The sequence below is a fragment of the Sphingobium fontiphilum genome (assembly GCF_014196635.1).
Taxonomy (GTDB): Bacteria; Pseudomonadota; Alphaproteobacteria; order Sphingomonadales; family Sphingomonadaceae; genus Sphingobium; species Sphingobium fontiphilum.
In genome coordinates, this window is sequence record NZ_JACIEB010000001.1 from 851,341 (window position 1) to 868,855 (window position 17,515).

Here is a 17,515-nt window from a genome sequence, read left to right on the forward strand (position 1 = left end):
CAGGCTGGATAGGGGGGCAGGTCGGTTCGCCGACCTTGCTTCTTCCATGATCTTGTCGCCTGAAGCAGGCGAACCTATCGTGGCGCTTCGTGGTTGGCGTCGCGCGCTGATCTGTCAAAGGAGACGAGATGCGCATTGCCGTTCTGGGCAATTGTCAGTCATTGCCGCTGGTCCAGTGCCTTCGCACGATGTTGCCGGACCATGTGATGGTGCGGCTCAACAGCAATTTGGCCGCGCCGGACATATTGGCCAGCGCAGTCGAACAGGCCGACATCGTCATCGCCCAGACGGACGACATTCCGGGGGTCGACATGACAGGGGTCACCACCTGCCTATATCCCCGTTTCCAGTTCCGTCCGCTTGCCCCCGATCAGGCCCGCGTCGACGCTGACGACGGCCAATTGCTCTCGCCTCTGGGCAAGCCGCATTCGGCGCTGGCCTTTTTTGGCTGGCGCGCGGGACTGGACATCGAAGCGACGGCAGGTCTGTTTCGCGAAGAGATTTTCGATATGCTGGGATATACGGGCCTGCTGGATCAGACCCTGACGCTGGCGGTGGAAGAAGGCACCCGGGTGGGCATGTCCGATCTTGCCGGACTCTATCGCCGCTGGCTTGCCCGCGGTCGCTTCATCCATATCGTCCATCATCCGCGCCTGTTCGTCATGGCGGACATCGCCCGCGCCATTTGCGCGCGTTTGGGCCTGCGCCCGGCCATTCCCAATCCGGAAGATTTCCTGCACGATCCGATGCTGGCGGGGCCGATATGGGCGCTTTATCCCGACATCGCCCGGCTCTATGGGCTGACGGGCGGAGCTGTGTTCAAAACGCCCGATGACCGCGAAAACAAGACAAAGGGGCGGATCATCGACCTGCGCGAATTCATCGCCACGTCCTTCGCAATCTATGACGCCGCGAAAAACCCCCGCTGCCTCGCAACGCAGGAGCCGGAATTTGAGTTGTTGCGCGACAGCCTTGGCCTGACAGGACGGATCGGCTGAAATCTCGGCCATGCACAACAGGGCTGCGCGCGCCCCCAGTTCCCCCTTTTGTCATGCTGAACTTGTTTTCAGCATCCATCGGGCAGCCAGGCGCAGGTTCGTCGAGCAAGCGGCATCCGGCGGCAAGGCGCTATAAGCCGACCTCGCACATGCATGCATATTTCAGGGGAGGACACGCAATGGCTCCTGAAACACGTTCAGGATGACATTGGCGGCGTGGGTTGGGGGCGCACGCCACCCAACGCCTTCGATCAGCCCCGCCTCACTTGCACTTGCAGGTCCGCCGCACCTTCTTGCGCACCACCGGCCGCTTGTAGATCACTTCCTCGGTCACGGTGGTCGTCGTCACCTGCGGCGTCACCGTCACGGTGGTCACGATCGGCGCGGGATAATACCAGCCATTGGCGACATAGCCGCCCGCGACCGGGGCCGGGCCATGGCCCATCCAGTGCGGATGGCCCGCACCCGGATAAGGCGGCGCGTCATAATCGACGCCAGGGCCGCCGCTCACCGATCCTTCGAAACGGCCTTCATATTCGCCCTTCACCTCGCGGCCATTTTCGTCGCGCCATGTGCCGCTCCACCGGCCTTCATAGTCATAGGGCGCGCCGGGGCGATCCGCGCCGCCGCGATAGGTGACGCTGTCGTCGGCATAGCGGTCATAGGGCGCGCCATGGCGGCGCGACGGCGCGTCTTCCGCCCGGTCGATGGCGGCGCCCGCGACGGCTCCTGCGACCGCGCCGATCACCGTGCCCGCCGTGCGGTTGCCCTTGCCCGCGATCACATTGCCAGCGACCCCGCCGACCACGGCGCCGATGGCCGCGCCGCCCAGCCCATCGTCGCGGCGACGCTCATAACGGTCGTCATAGCCATCGCCGTCGCGGTCCCATGCAATGCCGCTGCGCGTGTCATAGACCCGGCCATAGGCGTCGGTCATCACCGCATCGTCATAATAGCGCGACCAGCCATAGCCATAGGCCGGGCGCGGCAGGCCATAGGTCGCATAATTGGCGATGTAGAAACCGGGGTTGATCCAGTAACGCGGCAACACATAGCCATAGACGGGACGACGATAAGCGCCCCAGCCGCCCGGCGCGCGCCATCCGCCCACCCAGCGGCCCTGATGATGGCCGCCCCAGCGATGCCCGCGCATCGGCATCGGCCGCATATGGCCATGGCCGCCGCTATGGGCTGCCCCCATCATCGGCAAAGCCGTGGCGACACCGGCGGCCCGCGCCTGCGGCACGGTGCTGATGGCGGCGATCCCCGCAAGAATGACGATGGACCGGATTTTCATGACTGACGCTCCCTGCTTCCCACAATCAGGCGCGCCGCGCCCTTTAAGTCAGCGCGCGCCCGGGTATTAACGACCTGTTTAGCATCGCAACCCCCGCATTTCCACCGCTCGCCGCGCGCCAGCCTGTCCCGAAACGGGTCAGGGAAAACCGCCTTCCATCCATGCACCATAAGTTATTAAACCGTCACCCCGGCCCTGCGCCGGGGTCCAGCTATCTGGTCGCGATCATCAGGAATCGAACCCGACAAGACCGCCAACGGGCAATCAGCGGTCACGCCACAGATAGACGGCCAGATTCTGGTCCGGAATAACGATCAACGTCGCATGCCCCTTTGCGTTGTAATATGCGCCAGGCGCCTTCAGGGCCGGGATCACCGCCTTGGGCCAGAGCCACGCCCGCGATCCACAATATAGGGAGGGCGGCACCCCATCTGACCACCAGCTTTCCGGCACGGGGGTTTGGACCCAATGCTCGAATGTCCGACTGCCGCCATGGCCTCGCGAATGATGCACATCACGGAAATACCGCAAGCCTTCCCGGCGAATGGCCGCCGACACATCGGGCTTGATGCTGACGGCAAATCCCCCTTCCGTGCCGAACATGCCGCCGCATTCCCCGCGTGTGTAGAACCATCCCGTCTTCAATTTCTCCGGGATCAGCGCCTCCTGATAGAAGCGCGCGAAGGTTTGATAGCCCAGCAAAAGCGCAACGGCCGAGCATATGACCCATGCCAGAGCGGTCCGCTTCACCCCAACCGCCCCGCAATCCGCGCGACCAGCGCCTCCAGCCCTTCCCGGTCCGCCTCGTCAAAGCGCGCCGCCACCGGGCTGTCGAGGTCGAGCACGCCGATCAACCGCTCGCCATCCACCACCGGCACGACGATTTCCGAAGCCGATGCCGCGTCGCAGGCGATGTGGCCGGGAAAGACGTGAACGTCCGCCACCAGTTGCGTCGCCCGCGTCGCCGCCGCCGTGCCGCATACGCCCCGGCCCAGCGGGATGCGGATGCAGGCGGCCTTGCCCTGGAACGGCCCCAGCACCAGTTCGCCATCGACCATGCGGTAAAATCCCGCCCAGTTGAGGTCGGGCAGGAATTGCCAGATCAGCGCCGCGACATTGGCCATATTGGCGACCGCGTCCGCCTCCCCGGCGGTGATCGCGTCGGCCGCCGCAATCAGATCGGCATGGAGGGTCGCCTTGTCGGCGCTGTCGGCGGGGGCGAAATCATACATGGGGCGGATATAGGCGCGCGCGGGCGGCGCGTCATCTTTCAGATTATCCAATAAAAATGCGCGCAGCCCTTTTTTGGTTCGGCGTCAGCCTTCAAGCGCTCCTTCAGAAGGAGTGTCGGCTAGGCGCTTCTCGACGATCCAACCGTTTCTGGAGTCAGTCGAGCACTTCAGCTTCAACCCACCCCACTCGGGAAGGGCCAAGTTGTACCCGCGTGGGGAATTGCCCGGCCTTTTCCAATCGTGCGATGTGCTGCGGTGAGTACAGAACCAACTCCTTGAGCTGACGCTTTGATAGTATCCTCATCACGATGTTCCTATGAAGAGAGCATCGCGATGCCCCGGTTACGACAATACCCAGGCGGGTTGACGCTATCAGGATCGGGAGGTGTCGCCAATGGACTGCGCATAGGTGCGCATAGTGTCTCACCGCTTCGCAGAGCTCAGGGTGGGCCAGAGGGTGGGCCGAATTTAAGGCTAGCCCCTAATGGCTTGAAATATAATAGAATTTTCAATGAAATGGTGCAGAAGAGGGACCGTGATGTCTGAACAAGGCATTATATCACAATGTTTTGTTGCCATGATTCGCTGATTCGATACCGTCAAAAATACCGTATCGCGCTCCGGCTTGGTCCTCGATGAGGACTCAAATCGCTGTGGCCAGTGTTTCAGTGCTCATTGCACTTCAAGGGTCGTCTTCGCAACCATGCACCCAACGTCGACCGACAGCCACTGTGGCCAAGTCATGCATTCACCTCCTGGGCGACAATGACTGGTCCGATCAATCCAGCGAGCTGCTGTTGAACTGCCTTCTTACCAGTGATCAGATTCACGGTTGCGATCCGCAGCCGTTCATCGCCTTCCATTATCGCATAACCGGCGTCCAGTGTCTCGGCTCCCAGGGCGGCATGATGCGGGTACAATAACATCACCTCGCTGCATCGATAGAGGCGGACATACGCCATCATCTGATATACGTCGGATTGCGAAACTCCGCGCTTCTTGTCTTCCGGATTTTGGCCAACCACCTTCCACTTCGTGTCGATCACTATCTGAACCTGGCCATTCCGCTTGATCAGAATGTCCGGTGCCGTCTGGAAGCGTGGCCTGCCTCCTTCGCCCTCCTCCATCAGGCAATAGCGGAGTCCGCCCTGCGAATGGACGGTCAGATCGCTCCCCTGCACCGCCTTTCGCGCCAGAGCGGCAATATAGGCTTCGAACAGATCATTCATGGCGAACAGCAAGGTAATTCCCTGGCCCGCTTTGGCATCATGGTTGGTGCGCTGCCATTCGCGCTTCAGGAATAGCTTCGCCAATCCATACAGGCTTTCCCAGCGACGGTTTGTCCGATCGATGTGCACCTGCGTCCAGGGCAAGGCGCTGACAGCCACATCGCTCACATCGGCAAGAATGAAACGGAGCTCGTCCAGTCGCCTCTGCGTCTCCAGACCACGCGCATGATGGCGGAGCAGCACCACACAGGCCTTCATGATGCGCAGCAATGGGGTGTCTGGATTCAGGGTGTCGAAGCGGCAAGCAAGCCGGTCGGGTCGCACGGCGTGATGGGTGAACTGACGGATGACATCGAGCCGCCCCCTCAGCGCCGCTAGATCGTCTTCCTGAGCTAGATAGCCGCGGGGCAGGCCGCGTCGTGCCTCAGCCAGCAGGCGATCAGTAAACAGGCGGATCAGAATATCGAGCAAGGTTTCCTTCTGTCGCGCCATTGCCAGCGCCTGTCCGTCTCCGAGTTTGAGACCAAGTGCGACGTCGAGCATTGAGACGAGCCGAGTCCGGATTGCCTCGTCGCCCTCAGCGACGCCGGAATCGATCTTCGGCAATATCTCTAGACTACATCCAGGCCCAGCAATGACGCCCACGACCTGTTGGGCCCTTATCTCGCTGTAGCGATCAACAAGGATGTTGGTCCCGGACTGGTTGGCCAGTGCGTGTGACCGCGCAGCCCGCAGTAAGGCATTGGCCTCGGCGCGGGTGAAGGCACCTTTGGGCGCGGGACCGGTGGCATTGTGAACAGGCGTGCGCCCCCATTCGTGAACAGTCAGGTGCGTCACGAATGGAACTGGGCAATGATTCGGTCTGCGTGACCGAAAAACTCAGATGGAAATGTTGCCAACCATTCGCGCCATGAGCAAGCAGCGAAGCGGACCGTTGAACCAGCTACGCCTTGGGCGAAGCGGGCAATCTCGGACCGATGAGCGGAAAAGGCTTCGGCTGGAATGACGCGACCTTCAGTTGGCTCGGCGTAAAGGTAAAGCAGCGCCGGTTGCTTTCCTCGCCGACGTGCTTCGGTAACGAGACCATAGCCATGCTTGACTAGCTGCGCTGCATCGAGGTGACGGAACGCGGAAGGCTCCGATAGCAGCAAGTCACGCATGGCGCACCACGGCTCCATAGCCTCACTCCACCTATGGGATGAGTATTTGGATGAAAGCTTTGCCTGCTTGGAATCGCGGAACGGCTCGAAACGTTTGGACTCAACCCCGATTAGGTGCGTTTCGGTTTCCACGGCGGCATCAAGCCAAGGATGTCGACCGCCTGACCAAGGAAAGCGCATCTGACGCTCAATTTCGACGGACAGAGCTGCCCAATCGAGGTCGGAAAGGCTTGGGAACGCAGGCAAGCCGGTGGGATATTCCAGAAAGTATCCGAACCCATTGACCGCTAGTGCTGCACTGCTTTGTCGGCTACCGAATTTGCCCGAAGCCAGCTCCTGCCCCGCCGCCGAGCCAAGCGCAGCCGCAACGCGCTCGACAGGCACGCCGGGAAGCAGATAGCTGGCCAGCTCATCGATCACTCACCAGGATCCTCTTCTAATTTCATCACTTGACCGGCCAATCGGTCGAAAGCGTCGGCCCTGAATGGTGCGAGTACCGACCAGCTCGACAGACGGTCGCCTTCGATGCCCGGTGGCGGATCAAGCATGTCTTCCCGGATGAACCCGTCACCCAAAACGGCATGAATACGGCTCCAGTCTTCGAAGAAGTATTCCTGCAACAAAGGAATGACCTTGTCGCGCATCGCGGCGTGAACTTGCTCGGCTGTCTCACAGTTAATGAAAAATGCGTGTCCGATGCGGTGCTCGCGATCGATGAGATACTCAATCCGCTGGTTGATGGTGGTCAGAACCCGGACAAGATCGATTCCTGTCCGTTTGCTGGCGTCGGTCAAGAGAGCTGGGTCTGGAGCCATCTCACGAAAATTGAACCGCCGACGCAATGCTGTATCCAGCTGTGCAATGGAGCGGTCCGCCGTATTCATCGTTCCTATGATGTTGAGGTTGGCGGGTACGGAAAATGCCTCGCCTGAATAGGGCAACTTGACGCTTAGCGCATTGGCCATGCCGGCCCGCTTGTCGGGCTCGATCAAGGTGATCAACTCACCGAAGACCTTGGAAACATTCGCGCGGTTGATCTCGTCGATGATCAGCACATATGGTTCAGGTTCACCACTCGTTGCAACAGCATCGCCGCTACTGGAAATGATCTGCCCAAGCGCTTCCCACTCAACAAACGCTGAACGCATCTGGTAAGCCGAGACTTGGCTGAGCGATTTACGGTAGATGCGTTCGCGGGGTAAACTATCCGAACTGTGCCAAAGCCAGCGGACCGAACGGCGATGATTATATTCTCCGTCGGGACCAGGATCATACTGATAGGGTCCAGTGATCTCGGCAATTGCCCGGAATTTCATGTTTCCATCCGAGATGATGATAATCGATCCGATCTCCATATTGGCGCGGAAGGTATACATCTGCGACATATTGGGATCGTTTCCACTCGCGTCGGGATGATCTTGGCGCCAGCGCTTCTTGATTTCCTCCCAATGGTCATATCTTAGATCAGACCAGTCGACATTGCCGCCCCAACCCAACACTACATATTTGTCAGAAAGAGCGTTCTCAAAGATTACATCATCATCAGACGACCAACTACGTCCAAGTGACATCTTGAATATCTTGCGGCTGCCATCCATCGGCGGCAGGTCTGATGTAACCGCCTGCCCCTTATTCTCTGCGGCAACCTTTGAAATCTGCTTGAAGACACCATCACGCGGAACGAGACTAAACCCAGATCCCGCTTTGCCTTCCTCATCAACTTCCGCTTGTTGAGGACGTAGGCCTTCGACGAAATCTTCATAACTGAAATTCTGATGGAAGGTTACGAAGCCAATCCTGCCTTTGCGTTGCAACTCATTGTACCGCTTCATTAGGGCCGCCCGGCCATCTATAGTTTCGGGATAATTGGCGATGCCGTCGCACAACTTCACCGCCTCCAGAGCTGTGTTGTAGGTTTTTCCGGTGCCGGGCGGGCCGTAGAGTATCAGGTTTGTCGGCATGGTCGCTAGCTCCGGCATCGCGCCTTTCTCCTCTTGATCACCTGATGCCCGTTCGATCGACCCAAAAATGCCGCCTTCCGGTGGAACGCCGATTTGCCGAGCAAGTTCAGCATCGAGGCGGTAGCGAGTCAGCTTGGACTTGCCATAGCCGATGTAGTTGGCTGGCCCGGTTCCATCTGTCCGCTTCACTCGCGCAAGTCGCCCATCGAGGAGCATCGCGCGCGCGAAATCAATCGTGTTTTCTACTTCTTCGGCATCTTCGGTGCGGTTGCTGGTGCCAGGCCTTTGCAGACGGAACGCGGATGCACCCGTTTGCCGATTGTATGTGCGGGTGGGCTGATATTCTTGCCCTTCAGTGTCGTAGAGCAGGAATGGACGCTCAATGTTATCAGACCCGCCCTTTTCGACGATCTCATATCCCAGCTTGCGCAGTATCCCATTAGCGGCCTGTTCCCCCTGACCGCCATAGAAGTCTGACGCCTTCAAGGGAGCGCCTCCGGGAACATATCCGTGCGATATGCCAACAACCGCCTTTGCAGGATAGAGCTTCCCGTTGGCCGAACGCTTCACCCAGTATTTTTGGGGTGTACCGAAGCCATATTGTGATTTGAACCCTTCAAGGCCGATGGCGTCAAACTCATCCATTGCGGCTTCGATGGCGTCTGCTGTGATATCTTGCTCCTTGCTGAGCGGCAGGCCATCGGCAGCAGCGCAGAACTTTGAGTAGTATTCGATGGTGCTGCAATAACTTGCCATCGAGTTCCGGATATTCCCGTTGACCGGAAACTTCGCCGGATTAGGCCGGTTGGCGCGCTCATCCGATGTTGAATAGGAGAGTTCGGACTTTAGCGCAGCCAGCTTCCCCTCGCTGTACAGTTCATCGAGGTCGCCATAACTTTGCTCAATGCGCTTGGCGCGAGCGAGCTGAGTGCCAATCGTTGCGCCGTCATAATCGTTGGCTTCGAACCAGGCCCGAAATTCAGCCTCACGCATGCAAGCACCTCAGCGTGGTATAGATTGATGGGTCGACCTCCTTCACGTATCGTGCAGGATGCAGGTTTACTATTGCCTGGTCGCAGGAAGTGAATTCTCCCAGTGAAGGGAGATTCCCTCGCCTATTCATGTGATTTCCTAAGCTTGGCATAAGCCTCAGTCGCAAGCCAGTTGCTTACAAGACCTTGGAAGGCCTTGTCATTCATGAACCGTGCGAAAATCTCTTCATTCTGATCCATGCGCTCAACAAACAGTGATTCAAGCAAATTCTTGAACAACAGCTCGAATTTCTCGCCTGGGTTCGCAATGGCTGCTTGCCGCAAATTGGCGTCGGCCATTGCGGCCTCAACGATCTGATCGAAGAACAACTGGTCGGCATTGTTGAAATCGGTGCCAAAGCGATCATTTACCACATCAATCAGTCGGGAAAGCGGCACTTCCTCCTCGCGCGCCACCTTCGAGCCAACTGAACCTGGTCCGTCGAGCTTGTTGGCAGTCCCGTCAGACAGGCTGATTGAGCCCTCACTGACCTTCTGAAGGCGATAGTAATCGAGCCGGACTTCGTCGTCGAACTGATAGGAGGGGCTGCCTCCCTTCTTCGGTAGCTTTGCGGCCAGATGCCGCAGGAAGACGTACAACTTCTCGAGATCAGAGTCCTGATATGGAATGATCTGGCTAAGGAAGCTGTAGAGACTGCCAAATGCCAGAATCTTTCCGCGCAATACCTCGGCTTCGGCCGGATCGGCTTTCGCAAGATCAGAGAAATTGGACACTGGCCGATCAATGACGGCATTCATTTTTTGGTGATCGGCCGGGCTCTGCTTCAGCTTGGGCTTGAAGTATGTCTCTGAGAAAAGGTCGACATCGCTGAGGGCGTATATGCCGCTCGAATCCAGTTCGCCTTTGATCTGATACATGCGGTTAGGGTCAACTTCCTCGCCGATCTCTGCGCCTTCGTAGAATGTCTTGAAAGCCTCCTGGATCTCGCTTCGGTCATTCACGAAATCGAGAATGAACGTATCTTCCTTGAAAGGGTGAGTGCGATTGAGCCGAGATAGGGTCTGGACGGCCTGAATGCCTGACAGGCGTCGGTCGACATACATCGTGTGGAGAAGCGGCTGGTCAAATCCGGTCTGATATTTCTCTGCGACCAGCAGAACCTGGTATTCAGACGTATCGAAGACGTCCGGCAGCTCCCTTTCACGGACGCCAAGGTTCATTGCCTCCTCGGTGTAGGTAACATCGGGAAGCTTGTCGTCGGCCACCGCACCAGAGAAGGCGACAAGCGACTTGATCGCGTACCCCTTCGCCTTGATGTAGGCGTCAAAGCTCTGCTTGTACCGCACTGCTTCCAGCCGCGAACCGGTAACGACCATGCCTTTGGCGCGGCCGCCAACCTTGTGCTGAGTGGCTGCATGGAAGTGCTCGACCATTACCTCGGTCTTCTGGGCGATATTGTGCGGATGCAGCTTCAGGAAACGCGCTAGAGCCAGTGCCGCCTTTTTCCTGACCACGTTCGGATCGTCGTCACTGGCCTTCAACAGCCGGAAATAAGTGGCGTAGGTGGTGTAGTGCTTGAGGACATCGAGGATGAAACCCTCATCAATTGCCTGGCGCATTGTGTAGCGGTGGGCAGGCTTTCCGCCGTTGCCAAACACCGCCAATGTCTTGTGCTTCGGCGTCGCGGTGAATGCGAAAAAGCTGATGTTGGCCTGGCGACCGCGCTTCGCCATGCTGCGAAACAGCTCGTCTTCGCCCACGCTGTCGTTCTCGGCCATGTAGCGCTGGGCCTCTTCGCGCAGCCGCTGCCCGCCAAGGACTTCCTTCAGGTCCGTCGCCGCTTCACCACCCTGTGAGCTGTGCGCCTCATCGATAATGACCGCGAAATTCCGGGTCTTTAGCACCCCGTCACCATCGTCCCCGCGCTCCTCGGCAAGCCGGATCAGTTGGCGCGAAACGAACGGAAACTTCTGCAAGGTCGTGATGATGATCGGCACTGAGCTTTCCAGAGCTTCCGCTAGCTGCCGGGAATTGTCGTCGATCTTCTGCACCACACCGTGCTTGTGCTCGAACTGGTAGATCGTGTCCTGCAACTGCTTGTCGAGCACCACGCGATCAGTGATGACAATGACGCTGTCGAACACGCGATCATTGGCGCTGTCATGCAGCGACGCGAGACGGTGAGTGAGCCAGCCGATGGTGTTGCTCTTGCCGCTGCCCGCCGAATGCTCGATCAGATAATTGTGGCCTGGGCCTTCGGACTTCGCCCGTGCAACAAGATCGCGGACAGCCTCAAGCTGATGGTAGCGGGGGAAGATCAGGGTTTCCTTCTTGACCTTCCTGCCAGCGTCGTCGCGTTTTTCTTCCACCTGCAAATGGATGAACCGGGCCAGCAGATCGAGCAGGCTGTCGCGCTGAAGCACTTCTTCCCATAGATAGGCCGTGCGATAGCTCCGGCCCTTTGGGTCAGGAGGATTGCCTGCGCCGCCATCGTTCCCGCGATTGAAGGGCAGGAAGTGAGTGGCCGGGCCAGCCAATCGCGTCGTCATAAAGACCGCATCGGTATCCACGGCGAAGTGCGCGAGGATCCGCCGCTTGAACTCAAAAATAGGCTCGCGCGGGTCGCGGTCACGGCGGTACTGCCGAATGGCATCCTCAGCGGTCGATCCCGTCATGGCGTTTTTCAGCTCGACCGAAATCACGGGAATGCCGTTAACGCTCAGCACCAGGTCGAGCTCGTTGTCGTTGCTAAGCGAGTAGCGAAGCTGACGTGTGACGCTGACGATGTTGGCGGCATAGCGCGCTTCCAGCTCGGCATTCAAATCATGCGCCGCTTTGAACGTGGCTACGCGGAGCGTCTTGCCGTAGCATTTGAAGCCGTGCCGCAGCGTAGCAAGAGAGCCGTTGGCATCGATCCATTTGACCAGATCGGCCAGCACTTGGGCACGCGTCTTTTCGCCGTGGAGCGCCTCAAGCGCCTTCCACTCGCGGGGTTGAGTGGCCCGGATAAACTCAATAGCCTGGTCCGGGAACAAAGCGGAAGTCCGGTCGAATTCTGCAGATGGAACCGCAGTATAGCCGTTCGCGAGGAGGTTGCCTTCGATGACGGTCTCGAATGCGGTTTCGGTGTGGCGGGAGGTATTCATAGTCAGATCTGACCTCCCGGCCTGGGCAGTAGGCCTTCATCAGCATCAAAACAGGCAGGCGAAGTTCCGGAAAATGCTTCGCGCAGACGCTTCTTTATATCTGGATCGTCTTTGAATACGTTCCAAAAAATCGAATACATGCCGCGCCCTTTGGCCACCTGGACAACCAAGCTTCGTACCTGTTCGCAGTCATTTTCCTCAACTAATCTTCTACAATATTCCGCCTGCTGCCATGCTTCGCGGCGCCTTTGCCATCGCAGGTCAGCAGCAGTAGGCTCTCTACCAGGGTTTCCAGGGTATTTATCAAGCCCGACCAGCTTAATTGTTGCCAAAGCCTTTGCTGACAGAAGAGGGTTCAATCCAATTTGCGGATCCACGAGTCCGCCCATCGAGTAAGAAAAGGCGGACAGAGTGTTTTCGGAGTCCGGCCACAGATAATCGACGAGGGCGATCGGCGTATCGCCCTTCGAAGAATTGCAGTTCACGCACCCAAGAAGAAAGTTTGACCATTCATTTTCTAGGGCCGGAACCGGACTCTTTGCCTGCACGTGTTCAACAGCAAGATGCGTTTCAATCTGCCTTTCGCAATAGCTACAGTAGTCACCCATACGTTCGACAAGATAGGGGTAGGCATCCCGGTAGCTGGTGAAGACTTGCGGTGCGTCCCCTCGTTCAACTGGACGCATGATCGCCCCCACGCGTTTGCGCTTCCCGTTCAAGCTTCAAAAGAGCCTGAAAGGCCGGATCATCGCTAAACGGCACCGAAAGTTCATTCAATCTAGCCTCAGCGCCGGCGAGGAGGTTTTTGTCCGGCGAAGATTGCCGTAGTAACGTGAAATACTCCTCTGCCGCCTTCATCATATCCTGATACCGTTGGCTCTTCTGCGGCAGGTCGACACCCATCACATTCTCAGAAATGTCCTCGATGCTCTTGTCAGAGTATTCAGCAAACTCCTCAGGGTCGAGATTGACCAGCTCTCCGGGCTCCAGCGACTGGATAATGAAGGGCGAATGGGTTGTCGTGATGAACTGGACGTTGGGGAATGTCGCAAGCAACTTGTCGCGGACTTCGCGTTGCCATCTGGGATGAAGGTGCAACTCAAGCTCGTCAATCAAGGCGACGCCTGCGCCATGCAGCGGATTTGGTAACTCCGGGTTGGCAAGAGCTAGGCGCCGCCCAAGGTCGCAGATCAGGGCAAGAAACGAGCGTTCGCCGTCCGAAAGCTGGGAGAGGTCGAAGCTTTGGCCATCTTTGTCGACGAGCAGCCGTAACGGCTTGTGCTGGACGCGAAGGTTGCGAAATCCCCCCAGGAATGTGGTTAGAGCCTCAGAGATAGCTCTGACGGCACTGTCGCCTAAGTAGTTCGGATTCCTTTGTGTTTCTTCTTCCTGCAGCACAATCGCGTTGCGATAGCGGGCCATGAAGTCGCGAAAATTGACGGTTCTGTTGAACAACGCACCGGCATAGGCTGCGGACTGGTCCCGCGGCAGCGCAGTGGGCAATTTCTTTGGCAGCCGATATCCGGCGCGATCCGTAGTGAAATAGACGACTAGCGGCGCCGCATCGTCGGCTCTGTTCGGATCACCGTAGATGTTGCGGGCGGCCTTCTTGAGAGCGGGAGCGAGTTTTGTAACCGTGGGGGTCTTTGCTCCCGCCTCCAAAGTGACGCCAAATTTGATTGGGATGTCACCGCAGCTGATGTTCATCGCAAGCGACAGAGGGCCATGTCCGTCGTGCAGGTCGAGCGGACTGAGCGTCCTATAGCCGCTACGCGCAGGAGAGATGTGCGGCAGAATGCGCGATGCTAACAGCGCCAGACCATCGAGCAGTGAAGTCTTTCCGCGCCCGTTTACGCCTGCGATGGCGGTGAAGTTTGTAGGAAATGCAAAGGTTCGCTGTTCGCCAAAGGCGCGATAGTTCTGGATCGTAAGTTCTCTTATCCGCATACTATGCGGCCTCCGGAATATCTATCTGGCCGGTGACGGCGGCGGCGATCAGGGCGCTGCGGCGTTCCTTCAGCAGGGCGATAGAGCGTTCGGTGGCTGTTGCCAGCTTGTCGATCTTGATGCGCTCCTCGTCGATGTAGGCGACGATTTGCCCCTGTTCGTCCAGCGGCGGCACGGGCCAGAAGGTTTCGAAGAAGCCTTCCGGGTACAGACGAAGTCGGGAAGACCAGACGCCCTTCGAGTATCGCGTCACTTCCTGCGCGAAAACAGGGATGCGGACCAGTGCGTCGACATAGGCGGGAAGCAGGCGTTGGCCTGGCGTATAAACGTTGTAGGCCGGACTTACGATACCATCTACCGGGGCTGTGCCCATCGCACCCATCCAGGCCCAAAGCGTGTTGATGACGAGGTCGCCGGTGAAGCACAGCTTGTACCCTGCTGTCGTCTCCGCCTCGAACATGTTGACGTCTTTTTCGGACCGGGGCGTGACGCCGGTAATGTGGGAAACCGTCAGCATCTCCTCTTCGCCGGTGTCTGACCGATCATCACGCTCAGTGAAAAGCCAGCGAGACCGCTCGATCCCCCAATGTGCCGGAATGTCGCCGAGCCAGTCTATGCCGGAGGGGCGCAAGGGGGCGGAGCGGACCAGCCCGCGCATGACCGCCTCTGCCACTAGAGTTTGCCGTTTTTCGGCTAGTAGGTTCAGCAGTTTCTGCTTAGCTTCGATCAGGGTGTCCACGACGGCGAGTTCGCTGTCGAGAAATTGCAGTATCTGCGCCTGCTGAGGCAACGGCGGCACTGCAATCTCTGTTGAGGCCATTTCATCGGCATCGAGGCTTTCGACCGTCGCGCCTTCTTTACTCCAAACGCTTAGCAGCTGACGTTGATAACCTTCAATAAACCTCGCCAGATACTTTGGAGAGATTGTTTCGCCACAGATGAACGCACGCATGTCCTGGTTCAGACTGACGGGAACCATGTTTACGGCGACTGGAATAGAGTGCCTCAGGATGCCAGAACGGACAACAACTAAAACCGCATGAGGACCGACCAGATTTGTAGCGCTTGATTGCAGACCTTCCTCTGTGATGCAGTCCTCGGTTTGGAATATCTCTGATTTCTTCATGTCCTTCGGCGAAACCCATGGGATGTCACCACCCCAAAATTCCGATTTAGATTTATCTGGTGTCCCACCTCCGATAACGGTCGTCAAATAGCGAAGCTTTTTCACCTGCCAACTGTTTGGAAGTGGCTGGCTTACCACGCCGCTCACTCCGTTACCTCCCGCAGCAGACGCATGATTTCCTCTTCCGCCTCTTTCAGTTCGGCATCGATCAACGCCAGCGGACGGGGCGGCGTGAACTTGTAGAAGTGACGGTTGAAGTTGATTTCGTAGCCCACCTTGTCCTTGCTCCGGTCCATCCAGGCATCAGGCACGTGGGGCAGGACTTCGCGCGCGAAGAAGGTATCGACATCGACCTTGAGCGGGATATTCTCGAAATCGCGCAGGTCGGGATCAGGCTCAAAACCCTTGCCCTTACGAACTTTCTCCGCGCCCGCATCCTTGGTGGTGAACACACTGCGGAAGAGCTTCTCGTCCGCCGCGCGCCACTTTGATCCGCGTTTATTCAGAATGCGCTCGATGGATTTTGACACGGCATTCCAGTCCATCAGCGGTTCGCGGCCAAGTTCCTTGTCGATTGCCTGGATATCGTCGAGCAGGTGCGGCGCGGCATCGACGAAGCGCGCCTTGTCCTCGACCGTCATCTGATAGCGCAGCCGCAAGGGCCGCTCCACCGTGACGCGGGTATATCCGAAATCGTCGTTGTCGAAGATCTTGGACTGCTCGCCTTGGGCGAACTGACCATAGCGGCGAACAATGTCCGCAATCTGATCCGGCTCGTCCGGACGGTCGTCACCCTCCAACGCGGGGCCTTCGCCGATCTTGCGCCGCTTGTCGCCTTGGCTGCGGCGCATGGGAATCCAGGTGTCGCGCGCATCGACCAGCTGGATTTTTCCCTTGCGAGCCTTCGCCTTCCGGTTGGTGACGATCCAGATGTAGGTGCCAATGCCGGTGTTGTAGAACATCTGTTCCGGCAGGGCGATGATCGCCTCCAGCATATCCTCTTCGATGATCCACTTGCGGATATTGCTTTCGCCGCCGCCAGCGCCGCCGGTGAACAGCGGCGAACCGCTGAAGACGATGGCGGCGCGCGAGCCGTACTTGTTGTTGGCCGGGTCAACGTCTTCGAACTTTGAAATCATATGCTGCAGAAAGAGCAATGAACCGTCGTTGACGCGGGGCAAGCCTGCATGGAACCGGCCAGACTTGCCGCGCTCATGCTCGGAGACGATCGCCTTCTGCTGCTTCTTCCAATCAACGCCGAAAGGTGGGTTGGCGATGAAATAGTCAAACCTGAGGCCTTCGAACCTGTCATCGGTGAAGGTGTCGCCAAACTGCACGTTTTCGCCGTGACCGTTGTGGTCCACCTGCTTCATCAACATATCGGACGCAGCAGTAGCAAAGGCACGCTTGTTATAGTCTTGGCCATAGACATACAGCTTCGCCGGCAGCTCCCACCGCCGCATGTACGCTTGGGCCTCTGCAAGCATCCCACCTGTGCCGCACGCCGGATCGAGGATGGTTCGGACGGCTCCGCCCTGCACAAACAGATCGTTGTCATCATAGAACAGCAGATCGATCATGAGCGTGATAACCTCACGCGGGGTGAAGTGGTCGCCAGCCGTTTCGTTTGCCAGTTCGTTGAACCGCCGGATCAGGTTTTCGAACAGCAGCCCCATCTGGTCGTTCTTGACCTTGTTGGGGTGGAGGTCGACCGCTGCGAACTCTTTGACGATCAGGAACAGGATGCCCGCCTCGTGCATCCGCTCGATTTCTGCAGTGAACTCGAAATATTCGAAGATCTTCCGGACATTGGCAGAGAAGCCGTTGATGTAGGTTTGCAGGTGCTGGTTGATGTTGTCCGGGTCGCCCAGCAGCTTCTTGAAGTCATATGGCGCACGGTTGTGGAAGCGATGCCCCGCTACCTGGTTCAACTTGCTGTCGAGCGCATCGCCCTGGATCTTGCTACCCTCGCGGCGCTTTGCCTCGGCAACCACCGCATCTTTCGTATCGGCTAGCACGCAATCGAAGCGGCGCAGCACGACCAGCGGCAACATGACGCGTTCGTACTGCGGCGGGCGATAGGGGCCGCGCAGCAGGTTGGCAATTTCCCAGATTAGGTTGGCAAGGTCCGTCTGCGTGGCCATCAGGCGTTTGTTCCGTTCTTTTCGCTCTGGGCCGAGAGCCGTTCATACTCCTCCACTGACAGCACGATCACGACCGGTCTGCCGTATTTGTCGATGGAGACGGGGGCTGCGCGGGCTAAATCGATCAGTCGACCAAAGCCATTCTTGGCGTCGCGCGCCGACATATGCTGCATGTGCCCCTCCAGAGTTGGAGCTACTTTAGCCATCACGGTCTGAAATGAAAGCGCATTTCCTTCAAGGACACGGGATGCTCTGGCCGGTTCGTACATCCCGGACGGTCGC

General features: G+C 58.1%; 14 protein-coding genes. 1 reads left to right on the forward strand and 13 read right to left on the reverse strand.

All coding sequences use genetic code 11. The annotated features are described in order from the left end of the window. The first annotated feature begins 128 nt into the window (after positions 1-128). On the forward strand, positions 129-998 hold the full coding sequence (locus GGR44_RS03940; RefSeq protein WP_183954099.1) for a WcbI family polysaccharide biosynthesis putative acetyltransferase: 870 nt from the start codon (positions 129-131) through the stop codon (positions 996-998). Positions 999-1,260: 262 nt separating this feature from the next. Here GGR44_RS03940 and GGR44_RS03945 read toward each other — a convergent pair whose 3' ends face one another. The 13 genes from GGR44_RS03945 to GGR44_RS16790 form a co-directional block, all read right to left on the reverse strand. Further along, entirely contained in the window at positions 1,261-2,295 is a 1,035-nt protein-coding gene (locus tag GGR44_RS03945) for an RcnB family protein (protein WP_183954100.1), read from the reverse strand. 264 nt (positions 2,296-2,559) lie between these two features. Further along, complete coding sequence (locus GGR44_RS03950; protein ID WP_183954101.1) at positions 2,560-3,045, reverse strand: hypothetical protein; 486 nt, start codon at positions 3,043-3,045, stop codon at positions 2,560-2,562. Next, positions 3,042-3,527, reverse strand: a complete 486-nt coding sequence (locus tag GGR44_RS03955) for a GAF domain-containing protein (RefSeq protein ID WP_183954246.1) — start codon at positions 3,525-3,527, stop codon at positions 3,042-3,044. Before GGR44_RS03955 ends, GGR44_RS03950 begins: the two co-directional genes overlap by 4 nt. 154 nt (positions 3,528-3,681) lie before the next feature. Continuing rightward, positions 3,682-3,831 (reverse strand): helix-turn-helix transcriptional regulator, encoded by a 150-nt coding sequence (locus GGR44_RS17195; protein ID WP_183954102.1) that lies wholly within the window; start codon positions 3,829-3,831, stop codon positions 3,682-3,684. 436 nt (positions 3,832-4,267) lie between these two features. Further along, complete coding sequence (locus tag GGR44_RS03965; protein ID WP_183954103.1) at positions 4,268-5,593, reverse strand: 5-methylcytosine restriction system specificity protein McrC; 1,326 nt, start codon at positions 5,591-5,593, stop codon at positions 4,268-4,270. Continuing rightward, positions 5,590-6,336 (reverse strand): PGN_0703 family putative restriction endonuclease, encoded by a 747-nt coding sequence (locus GGR44_RS03970; protein ID WP_183954104.1) that lies wholly within the window; start codon positions 6,334-6,336, stop codon positions 5,590-5,592. The genes GGR44_RS03965 and GGR44_RS03970 overlap by 4 nt, the downstream gene beginning before the upstream one ends. After that, positions 6,333-8,870: a ScoMcrA-related endonuclease gene (locus GGR44_RS17055; protein WP_281374179.1), complete on the reverse strand. Its 2,538-nt coding sequence runs from the start codon at positions 8,868-8,870 to the stop codon at positions 6,333-6,335. The genes GGR44_RS03970 and GGR44_RS17055 overlap by 4 nt, the downstream gene beginning before the upstream one ends. Before the next feature lie 122 nt (positions 8,871-8,992). Then, positions 8,993-12,016, reverse strand: a complete 3,024-nt coding sequence (locus GGR44_RS03980; protein ID WP_183954105.1) for a type I restriction endonuclease subunit R — start codon at positions 12,014-12,016, stop codon at positions 8,993-8,995. 2 nt (positions 12,017-12,018) lie between these two features. Continuing rightward, positions 12,019-12,702: an HNH endonuclease gene (locus tag GGR44_RS03985; RefSeq protein ID WP_183954106.1), complete on the reverse strand. Its 684-nt coding sequence runs from the start codon at positions 12,700-12,702 to the stop codon at positions 12,019-12,021. Next, complete coding sequence (locus GGR44_RS03990) at positions 12,689-13,963, reverse strand: AAA family ATPase (RefSeq protein ID WP_183954107.1); 1,275 nt, start codon at positions 13,961-13,963, stop codon at positions 12,689-12,691. Before GGR44_RS03990 ends, GGR44_RS03985 begins: the two co-directional genes overlap by 14 nt. A 1-nt stretch (position 13,964) precedes the next feature. Next, positions 13,965-15,236, reverse strand: a complete 1,272-nt coding sequence (locus GGR44_RS03995; protein ID WP_183954108.1) for a restriction endonuclease subunit S — start codon at positions 15,234-15,236, stop codon at positions 13,965-13,967. Further along, on the reverse strand, positions 15,233-17,233 hold the full coding sequence (locus tag GGR44_RS04000) for a type I restriction-modification system subunit M (protein ID WP_183954109.1): 2,001 nt from the start codon (positions 17,231-17,233) through the stop codon (positions 15,233-15,235). The genes GGR44_RS03995 and GGR44_RS04000 overlap by 4 nt, the downstream gene beginning before the upstream one ends. Beyond that, complete coding sequence (locus GGR44_RS16790) at positions 17,233-17,502, reverse strand: type II toxin-antitoxin system Phd/YefM family antitoxin (RefSeq protein ID WP_246344288.1); 270 nt, start codon at positions 17,500-17,502, stop codon at positions 17,233-17,235. The genes GGR44_RS04000 and GGR44_RS16790 overlap by 1 nt, the downstream gene beginning before the upstream one ends. Between the last annotated feature and the right edge of the window lie 13 nt (positions 17,503-17,515).

What these genes read in the sequence shown, in the direction of transcription:
- GGR44_RS03955 (WP_183954246.1), bottom strand. Translation starts at nt 3,527, where the DNA reads ATGTATGATTTCGCCCCCGCCGACAGCGCCGACAAGGCGACCCTCCAT.
- GGR44_RS03945 (WP_183954100.1), bottom strand. Translation starts at nt 2,295, where the DNA reads ATGAAAATCCGGTCCATCGTCATTCTTGCGGGGATCGCCGCCATCAGC.
- GGR44_RS17055 (WP_281374179.1), bottom strand. Translation starts at nt 8,870, where the DNA reads ATGCGTGAGGCTGAATTTCGGGCCTGGTTCGAAGCCAACGATTATGAC.
- GGR44_RS17195 (WP_183954102.1), bottom strand. Translation starts at nt 3,831, where the DNA reads ATGAGGATACTATCAAAGCGTCAGCTCAAGGAGTTGGTTCTGTACTCA.
- GGR44_RS16790 (WP_246344288.1), bottom strand. Translation starts at nt 17,502, where the DNA reads ATGTACGAACCGGCCAGAGCATCCCGTGTCCTTGAAGGAAATGCGCTT.
- GGR44_RS03985 (WP_183954106.1), bottom strand. Translation starts at nt 12,702, where the DNA reads ATGCGTCCAGTTGAACGAGGGGACGCACCGCAAGTCTTCACCAGCTAC.
- GGR44_RS03940 (WP_183954099.1), top strand. Translation starts at nt 129, where the DNA reads ATGCGCATTGCCGTTCTGGGCAATTGTCAGTCATTGCCGCTGGTCCAG.
- GGR44_RS04000 (WP_183954109.1), bottom strand. Translation starts at nt 17,233, where the DNA reads ATGGCCACGCAGACGGACCTTGCCAACCTAATCTGGGAAATTGCCAAC.
- GGR44_RS03990 (WP_183954107.1), bottom strand. Translation starts at nt 13,963, where the DNA reads ATGCGGATAAGAGAACTTACGATCCAGAACTATCGCGCCTTTGGCGAA.
- GGR44_RS03980 (WP_183954105.1), bottom strand. Translation starts at nt 12,016, where the DNA reads ATGAATACCTCCCGCCACACCGAAACCGCATTCGAGACCGTCATCGAA.